Origin of the sequence: Isoptericola sp. NPDC056578, from assembly GCF_042793275.1 — a bacterium.
Lineage (GTDB): Bacteria > Actinomycetota > Actinomycetes > Actinomycetales > Cellulomonadaceae > Isoptericola.
Window position 1 is genome coordinate 1 of sequence record NZ_JBHTVC010000087.1, and the last position, 14,425, is coordinate 14,425.

Genomic DNA, 14,425 nt, shown 5'->3' on the forward strand with positions numbered 1-14,425 from the left:
TGGGCCCCGGAGGGGGTTGCGCACCCCTTGGCTGCCGGCGCCGGCGGGGGGCGCCGCCCGCACCCCCGCCGCGGGGGGGGCGCCCCCCCCGCGCTCGTCGCGTCTCAGGACGACCGGCTCATCGCCGGACCGCGAGGAGCAGGCCGTCGCCGGACGGTGCCAGGGCGGACAGCACCCGGTCGTCGGAGCGCAGCGTGCGCCCGACGTCGCGCACCACCGTGGTCACCTCGTCGCGTCGCGCGGGGTCGGGCACGCGGCCGCCGTGCAGGGCGCCGTCGACGGCGAGGACCCCGCCGGGGCGCAGCAGCCGCAGGCCGGCCTCGACGTACTCGGGGTAGGAGTGCGGCTCCGCCCCGACGAGCACGAGGTCGTACGCGCCGTCCGTGAGCCGGGGCAGGACGTCGGCCGGCCGGCCGGGGATGGTCCGGGTGCGGGCCGGCGGGATCCCGGCCTCGGCGAAGGCCCGCTTCGCGGCCCGCTGGTGCTCGAGCTCGGCGTCGATGGTCGTGAGCACGCCGTCGGCGGGCATGCCGCGCAGGAGCCAGAGGGCGGCCACCCCGGTGCCCGTCCCGATCTCGACGGCGGCGCGCGCGCCGAGCGCCGCGGCCACGACCTGCAGCAGCGCCCCCGTGCCGGGGGAGACGGCGCCGCAGCCGAGCTCCGCCGCGCGCTCGCGGGCGCGCAGCAGCACCTCGTCCTCGGGGACGAAGGACTCGCTGTAGGCCCAGGCTGCGGTGCGACCGCTGCGGGCGTCGACGTCGGTGGTGATGGCGGTCCTCCACGGCGGGGTCGCCGGCGGGCGGCCGGCGCGGGTGATGCTGCCGTGATCGTACGCGGGAACGTCGCGGCGTGCCCGGACGTTGCCGTGGGACGATGGTGATGATGACGACCGACCCCGCTCCCGTGCAGGACGTGCCCGAGGCCCCCGCCGAGGCGGCTTTCCGCGCGCCCGAGGATGCCGCGCCCGAGACGGCATGGACGCCCCCGACGTGGGACGAGATCGTGCGCGAGCACTCGGCGCGCGTGTACCGGCTCGCCTACCGGCTCAGCGGCAACCGGCAGGACGCCGAGGACCTCACCCAGGAGACGTTCCTGCGCGTGTTCCGGTCGCTCTCCAGCTACACCCCGGGCACGTTCGAGGGGTGGCTGCACCGCATCACGACCAACCTGTTCCTCGACCAGGTGCGGCGCAAGAAGCGCATCCGCATGGAGGCGATGGGCGACGACGCCGCCCGCGTGGCGGCGCCCGAGGACCACGGGCGCCCCGAGCGCGGCTTCGAGCACGCCAACCTGGACCACGACGTGCAGGCCGCGCTCGACGCGCTGCGCCCCGAGTACCGCGCGGCGGTCGTCCTGTGCGACATCGAGGGGCTCAGCTACGAGGAGATCGCCGTCACGCTGGGCATCAAGCTCGGCACGGTCCGGTCCCGCATCCACCGTGCCCGTGCGCAGCTCCGGGACGCGCTGGAGCACCGGCGCGCGGAGGTGACCGCGCGGGACGCGAGCGGCGGGGCGGCGTCGTGACGGGGTACGCCGGGTCCGGGCACCTCGGGGCCTGGGTGAGCGACCTGGCCGACGGCCAGCTCGACGCCGCGGCGACGGAGCGGGCGCTCGCGCACGTGGCGGGCTGCGTTCGGTGCGCCACCGAGCTCGACGCGGCGCGGGCCGCGCACCGCGCGCTCGCGGCGGCCTGCGACGTCGCGCCCGACCCGGAGCTCACGAACCGCCTGCTCGCGCTGTCGGCCTCCATCCCGTCGACGAGCGGCGACCCGCTGCGCGACCGCGGCCGGTCCGCGGACTGGGAGCGGCCCCGGGCGTGGGAGCCGTCCCTGTCGGGCGACCTGGGCTCCCGCCGGCGGACCCGGAACCGGCGGCTGGTCGCCGCGGGGGCGGGCGGCGTCGGTGTGCTCGGCGTCGCGCTGTTCGTGCTGGGGCAGGCGCCCGTGGTGAGCCCGGACCCGTCGCGGGTGGCGGCGCTCACGCTGCTGGCGGACGCCGAGCCGGGCGGGCACGACGCCGCCGCCGGCCGCGCGGCCACCGCCGACGCCCTCGCCTGGCTGTCCGACCACGGCTGGTCCGCGCCCGCCGCGCTGCCCGACGGGTACGCCGTGACCGCGGTGCGCACGGACGGCTGCGCCGGCACCGGCGGCACCGGCGGCACGGGCGCGGCCGTCGAGCTGGACCTGTCCGGGCCGGACGGGACCGCGGTCGCCTGCCTGCGACAGGGCCGGCTCGCGGACCTGGGCACGGCCGTCGCCGGGTCCGTCGACGGCTCCGCGGGCGGGCTCGCCGTCCGCGGCCACGACGTGCGGGTGCTCTCCGCCGACCCGTGGCACGTGGCCTGGCAGTCGGGGGACACCGTCGTCGACGTGGCGACCGACGTCGACGCGGAGGCGCTCGCCGAGCTGGTGGCGGCGTTCCCCGGCTCCGCCGAGGGCGACGACGCGGGCGTGCTGCGCGAGATCTCCCGCGGCTGGACCGTCATGACCGGTGCGATGACCGGAGCGATGTCCGACGTGATGACCGGAGCGATGACAGGAGCCCTCTGGCGCCGATGACCGAACCGTCACGCCCTGCCGACGACCTGTTCGCGCCGCCCGAGCCGCCGGCGCGGGCGGCGGAGCCCGACCCGTACCGGCCGCCGCCGGCAGCCGCGCTGTTCCCCGCCACGGTGTCCGCGCCACCGGAGCCCCGGGCGGCACCGGGGGCGCCCGCGGACGCGCCGGCCGACGACGGCACGACTCCGCCGACCACGGCACCGCCCACCACGGCACCGCCCACCGCGGCGCCGCCCACCGCGACACCCCGCACGGCGAACCCGGCGCGCCGACGCCGTCCGGGGGCGGCGTCGGTCGTGGCGCTGGCCCTCGTCGCGGGCGTCGTCGGCGGCTTCGCCGGGGACCGCGTGTCGGACGCCGTGGACGGCGGGAGGCCCGCGGACGCGGCGCTGCCGACGTCGGGCGGGCAGGACGCCGACCGGGGCACGGCCGCCGGGGCGTCCGCCGGCGCGGACCGTCCGGACGGCTCGGTCGCGGCGCTCGCCGCGGACGTGCTGCCGAGCGTGGTCTCGATCCAGGTGCAGGGCGCGAACGGTGCGTCCAGCGGCTCGGGCTTCGTGCTGCGTGAGGACGGCTACATCCTCACGAACAACCACGTGGTCGCCCCCGCGGCAGCGTCGGGGGGCTCGGCGGTCGTGGTCTTCGCCGACGGCCGCAAGCGCGACGCCGAGGTGGTGGGCCGGACCGCGGACTACGACCTGGCCGTGGTGAAGGTCGACGCCGACGGCCTGGAGCCGTTGGTCCTCGGCGACTCCGACGCCGTGGTGGTCGGTGACCCGGTGCTCGCCGTCGGGGCCCCGCTCGGCCTGGACTCCACGGTGACGACCGGCATCGTCAGCGCCCTGCACCGGCCGGTGCAGGCGGGGGACGAGACCGGGGGAGGCGCCGCGACGGCGTTCATCGACGCGATCCAGACCGACGCCGCGATCAACCCGGGGAACTCCGGCGGCCCGCTGATCGATGCCGACGGCGAGGTGGTCGGGATCAACTCGGCCATCGCGCAGCCGCCGGGCGCGATCTCCGCCACCGGCAGCATCGGCCTGGGCTTCGCGATCCCCGCGTCGCAGGCGCGCCACACCGCCGAGCAGCTCATCGAGTCGGGGCACGCGACCTACCCCGTGATCGGGGCGCTGCTCGACACGACCTACACGGGCGAGGGGGTCCAGGTCTCCGCCGCGCCCCAGCAGGGCCAGCCGGCCGTCACCCCCGACGGCCCGGCGGACCGGGCCGGCATCCGCCCCGGCGACGTCATCCTGGAGATCGACGGCCGCCCGGTGACCGTGAGCGACGCCCTCATCGTGGCGATCCGCGCCCGCCAGCCCGGGGACGCGGTGACGCTCCGCGTGCGGACCGACGGCGAGGAGCGGGACGTGCGGGTGGTGCTCCAGGGGCGCGAGAGCGAATAGGCTGTCCGCGTGTTCGACATCAACGGCGGTGAGCTCCTCATCATCGTGGTGCTCGCCGTCCTGCTCATCGGGCCCGAGCGCCTTCCCGGGTATGCCGCCCAGCTGGCCTCGCTCGTGAAGCGCGGCAAGCGCCTGCTGCAGGACACCAAGGCGCGCGTGGACACCGAGCTGGGGCCGGAGTTCAAGGACGTCGACTGGTCCAAGCTCGACCCGCGCCAGTACGACCCGCGCCGCATCGTGCGCGACGCGCTGATGGACGACGACGACGGTCCGGCGCCCGCGCCCCGCGCCGCCGCGGCGGGCGGCACCGCGACGGCTGCCGCCACCAGCGCTTCCGACGAGCGCCGCGCCGCGGTGCCCGCCCCGTTCGACGACGAGGCCACCTAGGCCCGTCCGGGAGCCCCCGCGCCAGCCCGTGGGGCCGGGGCGGACGGGTTTCCGAGCGGTCCCGTCGACCTGCCACAATGGACGCCATGCCCGACGTCGCCACCTCACCGTCCCTCCAGCGCGGAGCGTCCGCGCCGGGACTGCCCCGCATCTTCTCCGGCATGCAGCCGACCGACGGGTCGCTGCACCTCGGGAACTACCTGGGCGCGCTGGCCCAGTGGGTGGCGCTCCAGGACGGCCACGAGGCGCTGTACTGCGTCGTCGACCTCCACGCCCTGACGGTGAACCCGGACCCGGCGGCGCTGCGCGAGCGCACCCGCCGCACCGCCGCCCAGTACCTGGCCGGCGGCATCGACCCGGAGCGCTCCATCCTCTTCGTCCAGTCGCACGTGGCGGAGCACGCCGAGCTGGCGTGGCTGCTCAGCTGCCAGACCGGCTTCGGCGAGGCCGGCCGCATGACGCAGTTCAAGGACAAGTCCGCCAAGCAGGGCTCCGAGGGCACCACCGTCGGCCTGTTCACCTACCCCGTGCTCATGGCCGCGGACATCCTGCTCTACGACACGGCGCTCGTCCCGGTCGGCGAGGACCAGCGTCAGCACCTCGAGCTGACGCGCGACCTCGCGGAGCGGCTGAACGCCCGCTTCGGCGAGGGCACGGCCGTCGTCCCCGAGGCGCACATCGTCAAGGCCGTGGCGAAGATCCAGGACCTCCAGGAGCCGACGGCCAAGATGAGCAAGTCCAACGCCGGCGGCAAGGGCGTCGTCTGGCTGCTCGAGGACCCCAAGAAGGCGGTCAAGGCGATCAAGTCGGCGGTGACCGACGCCGACGAGACGTACGGGGTGCGCTACGACCCCGCCGCCAAGCCGGGCATCTCCAACCTGCTCACGATCTTCTCGGCCGTCACCGGCCGGGGCGTCGACGAGATCGCCGCCGAGTACGACGGCCGCGGCTACGGCTACCTCAAGGTGGACCTGGCCGACGCCGTCGTCGCCTTCCTCGAGCCGTTCCAGTCGCGGGCGCAGACCTACCTCTCGGACCCGGCCCAGCTCGACAAGGTGCTCGCCGACGGCGCCGAGCGCGCGCGGGACATCGCGCGCCCCGTGCTCGACCGCGTCTACGACCGGTTCGGCCTGCTGCCCCGAGGCGCGCGGTGAACCTCCCCGACCGTGGCCCGGCCCAGGTGCGGATCGGCGTCGCCATCGCGGTGCCCGAGCCGTTCGGCTCGCAGCTTCAGGAGGCCCGTGCCGCGCTGGGCGACCCGCTGGCCCACGCCATCCCGCCGCACATCACGGTGATCGGCCCCACGGTCGTCGACGAGTCCGTGCTGGACGCGGTGGTCGAGCACCTCGAGAAGGTCGCCTCCGAGACCGCGCCGTTCCGGGTGCACCTGCGCGGGGCCGGCACGTTCCGCCCGATCTCGCCGGTGGTGTTCGTGTCCCTCGCCGAGGGCATCGCGGAGTGCGAGCAGCTCGAGACCGCCGCCCGCTCCGGCGTGCTGGCCCAGGACCTGCGGTTCAACTACCACCCGCACGTGACCGTGGCGCACGAGGTCTCCGAGGCCGACCTGGACCGCGCCTTCGTCGAGATGGCGGACTTCGACGGCGTCTTCGAGGTCGACCGGCTGTGGCAGTACGAGCACGGCGACGACGGCGTGTGGCGACCGCAACGCTCGTTCCGGCTCGCGGGGGAGCAGAGCGCTCCCTAGGGTCGCGTCTGTGAACGACCGACTCGAACAGGCCAAGAGCCGGTCCGTCGTCGCGTACCAGTGGTTCAAGAGCCTCCGGCCCGTGCGGTCGTGGTACTGGTACGTCGACCGCCGCGGCGCCCTCCTGTGCGGCGGCATCGCCTACACCGCGATCTTCTCGCTCTTCGCCGCCCTGACGATCGGCTTCACCGTGTTCTCGCGGGTGCTGACGGGGCGGCAGGAGCTGCAGGAGGAGGTCTTCGAGCAGATCAACGACTGGCTCCCGGGCCTCATCAAGACCGACGCCAACCCGGACGGCGTTCTCGCGCCCAGTCAGCTGGTGCTGAGCTCCGCGCTGACGTGGACCAGCGTGATCGCCGCCGTCGTCTTCCTCTGGACCGCGATCGGCTTCATGCGGGCGCTGCGCATCTCCGTGCGGTCGATGTTCGACCAGCCCGTCGTGGGCGTCAGCCCGGTGCTGTCGAAGATCTGGGAGCTGCTCGGCTTCGTCATCCTCGGCGCGATGATCGTGGCCTCGGCCGCCGCGAGCATCCTCGCGCAGACCTTCAGCCGCCAGGTGCAGGACTGGTTCGGCAGCTCGTTCCTGGTCGCCCAGCTCACCGCGCTCGGCACCGCCGCGGTGGGCGTCGCGCTCGACGCGCTGCTCGTCTACCTCATCGTCCGCGTCGTGGCCCGGGTCCGGCCCCGGCGTCGCCGGGACTTCGTCCTCGGGTGCCTCGCGGCCGGCGTCGTCGCCGGGGTGCTGCGCTGGCTGGGCACGTCCGTCGTGGCGGCGGGCGCGGAGCGCAACGCGCTGCTCGCGGCGTTCGCCGGCATCGTGACCGTGCTGGTCCTGGTGAACTTCGTCGCCCGGGTGCTGCTGCTGATGTGCGCGTGGATCTACGACCCGCCCCGGTTGGACGAGATCGCCCACGCGGAGGCGGAGGTCGCCGCGATGCGCGACGCGGCGGAGATCGAGCGGGTGGTGCGCCGCGGCCAGGGCTCCGGAAAGCCGTGGAGCCCCGTCGTCCGTGGGGTACGACGGGGCTCCTGGGCGCTGCGGGAGTCGAGCGTCCGCGGGGTGCGCCAGCGGGGCAGAGCGGCGGTCAGAACGCGCGCGTGATCATCGCGCGCTTGACCTCCTGGATCGCCTTGGTGACCTCGATGCCGCGCGGGCAGGCCTCGGTGCAGTTGAAGGTCGTGCGGCAGCGCCACACGCCCTCCTTGTCGTTGAGGATCTCCAGGCGCTGCGTGGCGCCCTCGTCACGGCTGTCGAAGATGAACCGGTGCGCGTTGACGATCGCGGCCGGGCCGAAGTACTGGCCGTCGGTCCAGAACACGGGGCACGACGACGTGCACGCGGCGCACAGGATGCACTTGGTGGTGTCGTCGAACCGCTCGCGGTCCTCGGCGGACTGCAGGCGCTCGCGCGTCGGCTCGTTCCCCGAGGTGATGAGGAACGGCATGATCTCGCGGTAGGAGGCGAAGAACGGCTCCATGTCGACCACGAGGTCCTTGACCACGGGCAGGCCCTTGATGGGCTCGACCGTGATCGGCTTGTCCGGGTTGACGTCCTTGAGGAGCGTCTTGCAGGCGAGCCGGTTGCGGCCGTTGATACGCATCGCGTCGGAGCCGCAGACCCCGTGGGCGCACGAGCGGCGGAAGGTCAGCGACCCGTCCTGCTCCCACTTGATCATGTGCAGCGCGTCGAGGACGCGGTCGGTGCCGTGCACCTGGACCGTGAAGTCGTCCCAGGTCGACTCCTCGCCGTGCTCCGACTCGGGGTTGTACCGCCGGATGCGGAGCGTGACCTCGAAACTGGGGATGGCACCGGCCTTCGGCTCGGAGGCCGGGGCCGCAGGGTTCTCGAGAACAGCAGTCATCAGTACTTCCGCTCCATGGGCTCGTACCGGGTCTGGATGACGGGCTTGGACCCCAGGACGACCTTGTAGTCCCCGAAGTCCTCGACGTGGTCGAAGTAGCCCGGGACGTGGCCGTCGCCGGCGTCGGGGGCCGACGTCGGACGGCGGTACGCCATCGTGTGCAGCATGTAGTTCGCGTCGTCGCGGTCCGGGAAGTCCTCCCGGTAGTGCCCGCCGCGCGACTCCTTGCGGTTGAGGGCGGCGACGACGGTCACCTCGGCGATGTCCAGCAGGAAGCCGAGCTCGATCGCCTCGAGCAGGTCCGTGTTGAACAGCTTGCCCTTGTCCTGGACGGAGACGTTCCGGTACCGCTTCTGCAGCTCCCGGATCTCGGCCAGCGCCTCGTTGAGGGAGTCGCCGGTGCGGAACACCTGGGCGTTGGCGTCCATGGTCTCCTGGAGCGCCTTGCGGACGTCCGCGACGCGCTCGCCGTCGGGACGGTCGCGCATCTCGGCGAGCTGGGCCTCGACCCGGGCGGTCGGGTTCTCCGGGAGCTCCCGGTGCGGCCCCGCCGTCTTCGCGTACGCGGCGGCCGAGCGGCCGGCCCGCTTGCCGAAGACGTTGATGTCGAGCAGCGAGTTGGTGCCGAGGCGGTTGGAGCCGTGCACGGACACGCACGCGACCTCCCCGGCCGCGTACAGACCCTTGACGACGTTGTGGCTGTCGCGCAGCACCTCGCCCTGGATGTTCGTCGGCACGCCGCCCATCGCGTAGTGCGCCGTCGGGTAGACGGGCACGGGCTCGGTGTAGGGCTCGATGCCGAGGTAGGTGCGGGCGAACTCGGTGATGTCGGGGAGCTTCGCGTCGATGTGCGCGGGCTCCAGGTGCGTGAGGTCGAGCAGCACGTAGTCCTTGTTCGGGCCGGCGCCGCGGCCCTCGCGCACCTCGTTGGCCATCGAGCGGGCGACGATGTCGCGCGGCGCGAGGTCCTTGATGGTGGGGGCGTAGCGCTCCATGAAGCGCTCGCCGTCCGAGTTGCGCAGGATGCCGCCCTCGCCGCGCGCCGCCTCCGACAGGAGGATGCCGAGGCCCGCGAGGCCCGTCGGGTGGAACTGGAAGAACTCCATGTCCTCCAGCGGCAGGCCGCGGCGGTACGCCAGCGCCATGCCGTCACCCGTGAGGGTGTGCGCGTTCGACGTCGTCTTGAAGATCTTGCCCGCGCCGCCGGTGGCGAAGATGATCGCCTTCGCCTGGAACACGTGGATCTCGCCGCTCGCCAGGTCGTAGGCGACGACGCCGGTCGCGTTGACCTCGGCCCCGTCCTCGATCTGCTCGGTGGTGAGGTCGTGGTCCGTGAGCAGGTCCAGCACGTAGAACTCGTTGTAGAACTCGACGTTCTGCTTCACGCAGTTCTGGTAGAGCGTCTGCAGGATCATGTGGCCGGTGCGGTCCGCGGCGTAGCAGGCGCGGCGCACGGCGGCCTGGCCGTGCTCGCGGGTGTGGCCGCCGAACCGGCGCTGGTCGATGCGGCCCTCGGGCGTGCGGTTGAACGGCAGGCCCATCTTCTCCAGGTCGAGGACCGAGTCGATGGCCTCCTTCGCGAGGATCTCCGCCGCGTCCTGGTCGACCAGGTAGTCACCGCCCTTGACGGTGTCGAACGTGTGCCACTCCCAGTTGTCCTCCTCGACGTTCGCGAGGGCCGCCGCCATGCCGCCCTGGGCGGCACCGGTGTGGGAGCGGGTGGGGTAGAGCTTCGAGATCACCGCGGTGCGGGCCTCGCCGGAGGCCTCGAGCGCCGCGCGCATGCCGGCGCCGCCTGCGCCGACGATGACGACGTCGTACTGATGTGTCTGCATCGGGGGGTGCCTGTCCTTAGTTCGAGAAGCAGATCGACGGCAGGAGCTCGGCCGGGGCGCCCGGCGGGCAGGGGTTGAACGTGAAGATCACGAGGGTGCCGAGCACGACCACGATCGCGAACGCCAGGAACAGCAGCGCCTTGAGCACGCCGCGCGTGGAGTCCTTCTGCGCGTAGTCGTTGATGACCGTGCGCACGCCGTTGGTCCCGTGGATCATCGCGAGCCACAGCATCAGCAGGTCCCAGACCTGCCAGAAGGGGCTGGACCACTTGCCGCCGACGAAGGCGAAGTCGATCGCGTGCACGCCCTCGCCCACCATGAGGTTGACGAAGAGGTGGCCGAAGATCAGGACGATCAGCACCACGCCGGACGCGCGCATGAACACCCAGCTGTACAGCTCGTAGTTGCCGCGGGTGGTCTTGCGGCGGGCGTAGGGGGACCGCGGGGCCGCGAGCGCGGACGGGGTCTGGGTCGAGGCCATCAGTGCCCACCTCCGAAGACGTTCATCAGGTGCCGCGGCAGGAAGCCGGCCATGGTCACGACGAACAGGCCGACGACGACCCAGAGCATCGTCCTCTGGTACTTCGGGCCCTTGGCCCAGAAGTCGACGAGGATCACGCGGACGCCGTTGAACGCGTGGAAGACGATCGCGGCGACGAGGCCGGCCTCCCCGAGTCCCATGATCGGCGTCTGGTACGTCCCGATGACGGCGTTGTAGGCCTCGGGCGACACCCGGACGAGAGCCGTGTCCAGGATGTGCACGAGGAGGAAGAAGAAGATGAGCACGCCGGTCACGCGATGCGCGACCCAGGACCACATGCCTTCACGGCCGCGGTAGAGCGTGCCAGCAGGTGCTTTAGGCACGGGGGGAGCCTCCGTTGGCGGATTCTGTGTGGATTCCGTTCACGGTCACTGTAGTGACATCCGGTCGGCTCATGGCACACGAGGTCCGGCAAACCGGGACGGGCCGGGGTGTTTCGTGACCTATTCCACAGGGTTGACGTCGCCGACGGCCCGCCCGTCAGCACGCTTATGCTGCGGGGATGAGCACCGCGGCGCCCCCCTCCGTCCCCCCGGTCCCCGGGTTCTACGCCGTGGTCCCCGCCGGGGGCGCCGGCACCCGGTTGTGGCCGCTGTCCCGCGCCGGCGCGCCCAAGTTCCTGCACGACCTCACGGGCGCGGGCCGCACCCTGCTGCAGGGCACGGTCGACCGGCTGCGGCCGCTGGCCGGCGGCGGGGTCGTGCTCGTCACCGGCGAGCCGCACGTCGCGGCCGCGCGCGAGCAGCTGCCCGAGCTGGCCGAGGACGCCGTGCTCGCCGAGCCGTCGCCGCGCGACTCGATGGCGGCCATCGGGCTGGCCGCCGCCGTGCTCGAGCACCGGCACGGGGACGTCGTCGTGGGCTCCTTCGCCGCCGACCAGGTGGTGTCCGGCGCGGCGTCGTTCGACGCCGCGGTGCGGGAGGCGGTCGCGGCCGCGCGCGCCGGCTACGTCGCGACGATCGGCATCGCCGCCTCGCGCCCGTCGGTGGCCTTCGGCTACGTGCGCAGCGGCGACCCGCTGGGCGTCGAGGGCGCGCCGAGCGCGCTGCACGTGCGCGGCTTCACGGAGAAGCCCGACGCCGCGACGGCCCGCGAGTACGTCGCGTCGGGCGAGTACCGCTGGAACGCCGGCATCTTCGTGGCCCGCAGCTCCGTGCTCCTGGGGCACCTCGCGACACACCGCCCCGCCCTGCACGACGGGCTGCGGGAGATCGCGGCCGCGTGGGACACGCCCGACCGTGCGGCCGTGGTCGCCCGCGTGTGGCCCGGCCTGGAGAAGATCGCGATCGACCACGCCGTCGCGGAGCCCGTCGCCGCCGAGGGCGGCGTCGCCGTCGTGCCCGGCACGTTCGGGTGGGACGACGTCGGTGACTTCAACTCGCTCGCCGCGCTCCTGCCGTCGGACGACGACGGCGGCTCCAAGGTGCTGGGCGACCCGGCCGACGTCGTGCGGGTGCAGTCGGCCGGCTCGGTCGTCGTGCCCGGCGGCGACCGGGTGATCGCGCTGCTCGGCATCGACGACGTCGTCGTGGTCGACACGCCCGACGCGCTCCTGGTCACCACCCGCGCCCGTGCGCAGCAGGTCAAGGACATGGTCGACGCGATGCGCGCCCACGGCCGCGAGGACGTGCTGTGAGCGCCCGCGAGGCCGTCGTCGGGGCGCGGCTGGACGAGATCGTCGCGGGCCTCGAGGCCGAGCTGGTCGAGATCCGCCGCGACGTGCACGCGCACCCCGAGCTGGGCCGGCAGGAGGTCCGCACCACCGCGCTCGTGGCCGAGCGGCTGCGCGCCGCCGGCCTCGAACCCCGGCTGCTCGAGGGCACCGGCCTGGTCTGCGACGTCGGCCCCGACCGGTCGCCCGACGGCCTGGGCCGCGTGGCCCTGCGCGCGGACATCGACGCGCTGCCCCTCGACGACTCGTGCGGCCTGCCGTTCCGCTCGGTGGTGCCGGGCGTGGCGCACGCGTGCGGGCACGACGTGCACACCACCGTGGTGCTCGGCGCGGGCCTGGCCCTCGCCGCGCTGCACGACGAGGGCCTGCTCGACCGCGGCGCGCGGCTGATCTTCCAGCCCGCCGAGGAGGTGATGCCCGGCGGCGCGCTCGACGTCATCGCGCAGGGCGTGCTCGACGGCGTGGACCGCATCGCCGCGGTGCACTGCGAGCCCAAGCTGGACGTGGGGCAGATCGGCACCCGCATCGGCCCGATCACCTCCGCGTCGGACACGGTCACGGTGACCCTGTCGTCGTCGGGCGGGCACACCTCGCGGCCGCACCTGACCGGCGACGTGGTGTACGCCCTGGGGCAGGTCATCACGCAGGTGCCCGCGGTGCTCGGCCGCCGGCTCGACCCGCGCTCGGGCGTCAACCTCACCTGGGGCGCGGTGCACGCGGGCAACGCCCACAACGCGATCCCCGCCACGGGCACCGTCGGCGGCACGCTGCGCTGCCTCGACGTGCGGGCGTGGGAGCGTGCCGGGCAGGTGCTGCACGACGCGGTGGAGCAGGTCGTCGCGCCGTACGAGGTGGACGTCACCGTGCGGCACGCGCGCGGAGTCCCGCCGGTGGACAACGACGCCGCCGTGAACGGCGCGCTCGAGGCGGCGGGGACCGCCGTGCTCGGCCCCGAGGGCGTCGTGCTCACCGAGCAGTCGCTCGGCGGCGAGGACTTCGCCTGGTACCTCACCAAGGTGCCGGGCGCGATGGCCCGCCTCGGCACCGGGACCCCGGGGGAGCGGCGCTACGACATCCACCAGGGGGACCTCGTCGTGGACGAGCGGTCGATCGCCGTCGGTGCCCGGTTGCTGGGACGTTTCGCGCTCCAACCGTGAGACGCCGGAAAGTGTCCGGCGTGTTGCCGTGGTCGGCCGTCGATACCGCTTCGGTAACGACTCCTGCGGGTTCGTCGCCTGCGGTTCTCGGCCGGGGCGCCGGTGGCTAGGCTTCCGTCGGTGACGGGCCGGACGACCCTGGCCCGACGAACGATCGACAGGAGCGACAGGTGAAGAGAGCGATCCAGCTCACCGCCCTCGCCGGCGTCGCCGCGCTCGCGCTGGCGGCCTGTGCGGAGGCACCCGAGGAGTCCGGTGGCGACAGCAGCGCCGCCGCAGCGGTGGAGGGCTTCAAGCCGTGCATCGTCTCGGACCAGGGTGGGTTCGACGACAAGAGCTTCAACCAGCTCAGCTTCGAGGGGGCGCAGAAGGCCGCGGACGAGTTCGGCGTCGAGCTCACCGCCGTCCAGTCGCAGACCGAGACGGACTATCAGCCCAACATGGAGTCGCTGGTCGGGCAGAGCTGCTCGCCGATCGTCTCGGTGGGCTTCAACCTGGCCGCCGCGACGACCGAGGCCGCCGAGGCGAACCCGGACACCGAGTTCATCCTCGTCGACGAGACGGTCGACGCCGAGAACGTGAAGCCGCTGCTGTACGACACGGCGCAGGCCGCGTTCCTCGCGGGCTACCTGTCGGCCGGATACTCCGAGGCCGGCAAGGTCGGGACCTTCGGCGGCGCCCCGATCGCGACCGTGACCATCTTCATGGACGGCTTCAAGCAGGGCGTCGAGTACTACAACGAGGTCAAGGGCACCGAGGTCGAGGTCGTGGGCTTCGAGGGCGGCGAGAAGGGCTCGTTCACCGGCAAGTTCGAGGCCAACGAGACCGCGAAGACCACCGCGCAGAACATCCTCGACCAGGGCGTCGACGTGATCCTGCCGGTCGGCGGCCCGATCTACCAGTCCGCGATCGCGGCGATCCAGGACTCGGGCAAGGACGTCGCCCTCATCGGCGCCGACGCCGACCTGTTCGAGACCGACCCGTCCACCCAGGACTACGTGCTGACGTCGATCCTCAAGGGGATGGACATCTCCACCTACGAGTCCGTCAGCTCCGCCGCCAAGGGCGAGTTCGACGCGACGCCGTACATCGGGACCCTCGAGAACAAGGGCGTGGGCATCGCCCCGCTGCACAACTTCGAGGACAAGGTCGACCCCGCCCTCATGGAGGAGGTCACCGCGCTCCAGGAGCAGATCGTCGCGGGCGACGTCACGGTCGACTCGTACCTCGACGACCAGGAGTGACATCGGTCCGGTGACGGCACACGTCCCGGACCACGGACGGTGGCGCGACCCCCGGGGT

General features: G+C 73.4%; 15 protein-coding genes. 10 read left to right on the top strand and 5 right to left on the bottom strand.

What is annotated here, in order from left to right; genetic code table 11:
• Positions 1-118: 118 nt before the first annotated feature.
• Positions 119-691 (bottom strand): O-methyltransferase, encoded by a 573-nt coding sequence (locus ACFQ80_RS21450; RefSeq protein WP_430565073.1) that lies wholly within the window; start codon positions 689-691, stop codon positions 119-121.
• 191 nt (positions 692-882) lie between these two features.
• Here ACFQ80_RS21450 and sigE point away from each other — a divergent pair, with 191 nt between their 5' ends.
• The 7 genes from sigE to ACFQ80_RS21485 all read left to right on the top strand — a co-directional run bounded on the left by sigE (position 883) and on the right by ACFQ80_RS21485 (position 7,158).
• On the top strand, positions 883-1,524 hold the full coding sequence (gene sigE / locus ACFQ80_RS21455) for an RNA polymerase sigma factor SigE (protein ID WP_430549671.1): 642 nt from the start codon (positions 883-885) through the stop codon (positions 1,522-1,524).
• Positions 1,521-2,558 (top strand): zf-HC2 domain-containing protein, encoded by a 1,038-nt coding sequence (locus ACFQ80_RS21460; RefSeq protein ID WP_430565074.1) that lies wholly within the window; start codon positions 1,521-1,523, stop codon positions 2,556-2,558. Before sigE ends, ACFQ80_RS21460 begins: the two co-directional genes overlap by 4 nt.
• Complete coding sequence (locus tag ACFQ80_RS21465; RefSeq protein ID WP_430565075.1) at positions 2,555-3,964, top strand: S1C family serine protease; 1,410 nt, start codon at positions 2,555-2,557, stop codon at positions 3,962-3,964. Before ACFQ80_RS21460 ends, ACFQ80_RS21465 begins: the two co-directional genes overlap by 4 nt.
• A 9-nt stretch (positions 3,965-3,973) precedes the next feature.
• On the top strand, positions 3,974-4,351 hold the full coding sequence (locus ACFQ80_RS21470; protein ID WP_430565076.1) for a Sec-independent protein translocase TatB: 378 nt from the start codon (positions 3,974-3,976) through the stop codon (positions 4,349-4,351).
• An 86-nt stretch (positions 4,352-4,437) separates the two neighbouring features.
• A complete protein-coding gene (trpS, locus tag ACFQ80_RS21475) occupies positions 4,438-5,505 on the top strand; it encodes a tryptophan--tRNA ligase (RefSeq protein WP_430549675.1) in 1,068 nt (355 codons plus the stop codon).
• Positions 5,502-6,056 carry a 2'-5' RNA ligase family protein gene (locus ACFQ80_RS21480; protein ID WP_430549676.1) on the top strand — a complete coding sequence of 185 codons (555 nt, stop codon included), beginning with the start codon at positions 5,502-5,504 and terminating at the stop codon, positions 6,054-6,056. Before trpS ends, ACFQ80_RS21480 begins: the two co-directional genes overlap by 4 nt.
• A 10-nt stretch (positions 6,057-6,066) precedes the next feature.
• A complete protein-coding gene (locus ACFQ80_RS21485) occupies positions 6,067-7,158 on the top strand; it encodes a YihY/virulence factor BrkB family protein (RefSeq protein WP_430565077.1) in 1,092 nt (363 codons plus the stop codon).
• Here the strand turns inward: ACFQ80_RS21485 and ACFQ80_RS21490 are convergent.
• Genes ACFQ80_RS21490 through sdhC form a run of 4 tightly spaced genes read right to left on the bottom strand, consistent with a single transcriptional unit; the run spans position 7,142 to position 10,617 of the window.
• Positions 7,142-7,918, bottom strand: a complete 777-nt coding sequence (locus ACFQ80_RS21490) for a succinate dehydrogenase iron-sulfur subunit (RefSeq protein ID WP_430549678.1) — start codon at positions 7,916-7,918, stop codon at positions 7,142-7,144. The two genes, ACFQ80_RS21485 and ACFQ80_RS21490, sit on opposite strands and share 17 nt — an antisense overlap.
• On the bottom strand, positions 7,918-9,753 hold the full coding sequence (sdhA, locus tag ACFQ80_RS21495) for a succinate dehydrogenase flavoprotein subunit (protein ID WP_430549679.1): 1,836 nt from the start codon (positions 9,751-9,753) through the stop codon (positions 7,918-7,920). Before sdhA ends, ACFQ80_RS21490 begins: the two co-directional genes overlap by 1 nt.
• Before the next feature lie 16 nt (positions 9,754-9,769).
• The gene (locus tag ACFQ80_RS21500; RefSeq protein WP_430549680.1) at positions 9,770-10,234 is read right to left on the bottom strand and encodes a succinate dehydrogenase hydrophobic membrane anchor subunit; all 465 of its coding nucleotides are present in this window, start codon (positions 10,232-10,234) and stop codon (positions 9,770-9,772) included.
• A complete protein-coding gene (gene sdhC, locus ACFQ80_RS21505) occupies positions 10,234-10,617 on the bottom strand; it encodes a succinate dehydrogenase, cytochrome b556 subunit (RefSeq protein ID WP_430549681.1) in 384 nt (127 codons plus the stop codon). Before sdhC ends, ACFQ80_RS21500 begins: the two co-directional genes overlap by 1 nt.
• 179 nt (positions 10,618-10,796) lie before the next feature.
• Between sdhC and ACFQ80_RS21510 the strand changes: the two genes are divergently transcribed.
• The 3 genes from ACFQ80_RS21510 to ACFQ80_RS21520 all read left to right on the top strand — a co-directional run bounded on the left by ACFQ80_RS21510 (position 10,797) and on the right by ACFQ80_RS21520 (position 14,367).
• Positions 10,797-11,930 (top strand): mannose-1-phosphate guanylyltransferase, encoded by a 1,134-nt coding sequence (locus ACFQ80_RS21510; protein ID WP_430565078.1) that lies wholly within the window; start codon positions 10,797-10,799, stop codon positions 11,928-11,930.
• Positions 11,927-13,123 carry an amidohydrolase gene (locus ACFQ80_RS21515; RefSeq protein WP_430549683.1) on the top strand — a complete coding sequence of 399 codons (1,197 nt, stop codon included), beginning with the start codon at positions 11,927-11,929 and terminating at the stop codon, positions 13,121-13,123. Before ACFQ80_RS21510 ends, ACFQ80_RS21515 begins: the two co-directional genes overlap by 4 nt.
• A 170-nt stretch (positions 13,124-13,293) precedes the next feature.
• Positions 13,294-14,367 (top strand): BMP family protein, encoded by a 1,074-nt coding sequence (locus tag ACFQ80_RS21520; RefSeq protein WP_430549684.1) that lies wholly within the window; start codon positions 13,294-13,296, stop codon positions 14,365-14,367.
• Positions 14,368-14,425 lie beyond the last annotated feature (58 nt).

Excerpts from the sequence above, each read along its gene's own strand:
- ACFQ80_RS21465 (WP_430565075.1), top strand. The coding sequence starts at position 2,555 with ATGACCGAACCGTCACGCCCTGCCGACGACCTGTTCGCGCCGCCCGAG.
- trpS (WP_430549675.1), top strand. The coding sequence starts at position 4,438 with ATGCCCGACGTCGCCACCTCACCGTCCCTCCAGCGCGGAGCGTCCGCG.
- sigE (WP_430549671.1), top strand. The coding sequence starts at position 883 with ATGACGACCGACCCCGCTCCCGTGCAGGACGTGCCCGAGGCCCCCGCC.
- ACFQ80_RS21510 (WP_430565078.1), top strand. The coding sequence starts at position 10,797 with ATGAGCACCGCGGCGCCCCCCTCCGTCCCCCCGGTCCCCGGGTTCTAC.
- sdhA (WP_430549679.1), bottom strand. The coding sequence starts at position 9,753 with ATGCAGACACATCAGTACGACGTCGTCATCGTCGGCGCAGGCGGCGCC.
- ACFQ80_RS21490 (WP_430549678.1), bottom strand. The coding sequence starts at position 7,918 with ATGACTGCTGTTCTCGAGAACCCTGCGGCCCCGGCCTCCGAGCCGAAG.
- ACFQ80_RS21500 (WP_430549680.1), bottom strand. The coding sequence starts at position 10,234 with ATGGCCTCGACCCAGACCCCGTCCGCGCTCGCGGCCCCGCGGTCCCCC.